2 protein-coding genes are annotated in these 3,389 nt (G+C 76.8%); both read right to left on the minus strand.

Annotation, left to right across the window (positions count from 1 at the left end):
• Nucleotides 1–1,243 (minus strand): MFS transporter (locus L1885_RS25780; RefSeq protein ID WP_235799570.1); only part of this gene is annotated, 1,243 nt, incomplete at its 3' end.
• A 386-nt stretch (nt 1,244–1,629) separates the two neighbouring features.
• On the minus strand, nt 1,630–3,282 hold the full coding sequence (locus L1885_RS25785) for a phospho-sugar mutase (protein ID WP_235799571.1): 1,653 nt from the start codon (nt 3,280–3,282) through the stop codon (nt 1,630–1,632).
• Between the last annotated feature and the right edge of the window lie 107 nt (nt 3,283–3,389).

Here is a 3,389-nt window from a genome sequence, read left to right on the forward strand (position 1 = left end):
GTGCCGGCTCCGCGCGCGGGGCGGGGACCGCGCCCGGTCGCGGCTCGCGCCAGGGCAGGAGGGGCGCGCTGGCCAGGCAGAGAGCCCCCGCGAGCGCGAGGGCGGGCCGGACGCCGACGGCGTCCGCGACCAGGCCGCCGAGGACCACGAACACCGCCTGCACCAGCCGCAGGCTGACCGACCAGCTCGTCAGCACCCGGGACATGAACGCGTCGTCCGTCGCCTCCATCCGGTACGTCGAGAACGACGGGTTGTACACCCCGGCGGCGAACAGCAGGCCGAAGTCGACGGCGACGATCAGGCCCACGCCGAACGCGCCCGTCGGCGCCGGCGACAGCAGGAGCAGCCAGGGCGTGCGCGCCACCCCGAACACCAGGAGCACGCGGCGCGGCCCGAGGCGCCGGGTCAGCGCGGGCGTGACCCGCGAGCCGAGCACCCCGCCCAGGCAGGGCAGACCGAGCGCCAGCCCGTACTGCCACGGCGCCAGCCCCAGGGTGCGCAGCATGAGCACGGCCATCAGCGGCACGGCCATCGCGACGGGACCGGTGAACACCAGGGAGTTGAAGAACAGCGTCCGCAGCTCGCGCCGGGCCAGCAGATGGCGCCAGCCGGAGGTGAGGTCGCGCCGCAGGTGGGGGCGGTCGGTGCGCACGGGCGGCGCCGGCTCCGGGCGGCGGATGCGCAGCACCCCGGCGGCCGAACCCAGGAAGGACACGGCGTCCACCGCCATCGTCGCCGTCGTGCCCAGCACGCCGATCAGGAGCCCGCCCGCCGGGGGGCCCGCGCTCAGGACGGTCCAGTTGATCGTCTCGAAAGCGCTGTTCGCGCGGACCCGGTCACCCGGCCCGACGAGCGCCTTCAGATGTGCGCCGCTCGCCGCGCCGAACGCCACGGCCGCCGCCGTCTGCACGACTCCGACCACGCACAGCTGCGCGTACGTCAGCACCCCCAGCGCCGCCGTGGCCGGCACACTCGCAAGCGCCAGGAAGCGCACGACGTCCGCGGCGACCATGACGGGCCGTTTGAGGCGGTACTCGATCCGCACGCCCAGGGGCAGCGCGATCGCCGCACTGGCCACCGCCGACAGCCCCGCGAGGAGCGACACCCGGAACGCCGAGGCGTGCAGGGCCAGCAGCGCGATCAGGGGCAGGGCCCCCGAACCGACGGCGCTGCCCGCCGCGCTGATCGTGTAGCCCGCCCACAGCCTGCGGAAATCGTCACCCAGCGCGTTCCGGCGTCGCAACGGTCCTCCTCGGAAAGGAAGCGGCGAGCGTAGCGGGGCGGGCGCGGCGAGCGGTGGACAACGCGCCACGCAACGCGCCGGTCGGGCCCGGTCCTTGGGAGGCCCGGTGACCGGCGCGGCCGCCGGAGGCCCCGCCCCCGGATCACGCCGGAGGCAACCGGATCGGGCCAGGGCCCCCGGATCGCGGAGGCGCGGCGCGCACCCGGGAACGGGACCCCGCCCGTCCGGAACGCCCCGCGCCCCGGAGCCGGCCGGCCCCGGGCGCCGGTCGGGGACGCCGGCCACCCGTACCGCCGGCCGGAATCGGGGCGCCGGTCGGGACGCCGACGACCCGTACCGCCGGCCGGAATCGTGCACCGCGCCGGGAAGCCGGGCGGCGCCGGGGGTCACAGCCCCGCGGCCGCCGACAGGTCGCGCTTCAGGGCGTCGAGGAGGCGTGCCGCCTTCTCCTTCGCGGCGGGCAGGGCCGCCGCGCCGGCGACCGGGACCACGGCCTCCAGATAGCACTTGATCTTCGGTTCCGTGCCGCTGGGCCGGACGATCACCCGGGCGTCGTGCTCGCCGCCGAGGGTGTAGCGCAGGCCGTCCGTGGGGGGCAGGCCGTTCGGGCCCGTGGTGAGGTCCTCGGCGCGGGTCACCCGCAGGCCCGCGAGTTCGGCGGGCGGGTTCTCCCGCAGGCGGCGCATCGACGCGGCGATCAGCGACAGGTCCTCGACGCGGGCCGACAACTGGTCGGTGGCGTGCAGGCCGTGGGCGACCGCCAGCTCGTCGAGGAGGTCCACCAGCGTCCTGCCGTCCTCCTTCAGCCCGGAGACCAGCTCGGCCACCAGCAGGGCCGCCGTGATGCCGTCCTTGTCGCGGACGCCGTCCGGGTCGACGCAGTAGCCGAGCGCCTCCTCGTAGCCGTAGCGCAGGCCCGGCACGCGGGCGATCCACTTGAAGCCCGTCAGGGTCTCCTCGTGCGGAAGGCCCGCCGCCGCGGCGATCCGGCCGAGCAGCGACGACGACACGATCGACTCGGCGAACGTGCCCTTCGCGCCCTTGCTCACGAGGTGCGCCGCGAGGAGCGCGCCGACCTCGTCGCCGCGCAGCATCCGCCAGCCCCCGGGCGCCTGCTCGTCCGGTACGCCGACCGCGCAGCGGTCCGCGTCGGGGTCGTTGGCGATGATCACGTCGGGGCGCTCGGCGCGGGCCGTCGCGAACGACAGGTCCATCGCGCCGGGCTCCTCCGGGTTGGGGAACGCGACCGTGGGGAACTCCGGGTCGGGCTCGGCCTGTTCGGGCACCGGCACGGGCGCGGGGAAGCCGGCCCGCTCGAACGCCGCGAGGACCGTCGCGGTGCCCACCCCGTGCAGGGCCGTGTGCACGACACGCGCCGTGCGCGGCGAACCGGGCGTCAGCACCGCCTGCGTACGCTCCAGGTACGAGGCGAGGACGGTGCCGTCCAGCACCTCCCAGCCGTCATCCGGCCGCGCCACGTCCGCGAGCGCGCCCACCGCCTCGATGTGCGCGGCGATCTCGCCGTCCGCGGGCGGGACGATCTGCGAGCCGCCGTCGAGGTACACCTTGTAGCCGTTGTCCCGGGGCGGGTTGTGGCTCGCCGTGACCTGGACGCCCGCCACTGCTCCCATGCGCTGCACCGCGAAGGCCAGCACCGGGGTCGGCAGCGCTCCGGGCAGCAGCGCCGCGCGCAGCCCCGCGCCCGCCATGACGGCGGCGGTGTCCCGGGCGAAGTCGGCGGACTTGTGCCGGGCGTCGTAGCCGATCACCACGAGCCCGCCCCCGCGGCCCTGCTCGCGCAGGTACGCGGCGAGCCCGGCGGCGGCGCGGATCACCACCGCGCGGTTCATCCGCCGGGGCCCCGCGCCCAGTTCGCCGCGCAGCCCCGCCGTACCGAACTCCAGGAGCCCCGAGAAGCGCTCCGCCAGGGCCTCCCGGTCGCCCGAGTCGATCAGCGCGCGCAGCTCCGCGCGGGTGTCGCCGTCCGGGTCCTCGGCCAGCCACGCCTCGGCACGGGCGGTCAGCGGGTCCTGCGTCACGGTGGGTCCTTCCCCTGGGAGAGGTGGTGCGGGGCGTTCGTACGGTACGGGCGCGGCCGGCGCGCTCGCGTGCCGTCCGCGCGCGGCGGGCGCGGCGGGCGCGGCGG

The sequence above is a fragment of the Streptomyces fuscigenes genome, assembly GCF_021556455.1.
In the GTDB taxonomy this organism is placed as follows: Bacteria; Actinomycetota; Actinomycetes; order Streptomycetales; family Streptomycetaceae; genus Streptomyces; species Streptomyces fuscigenes.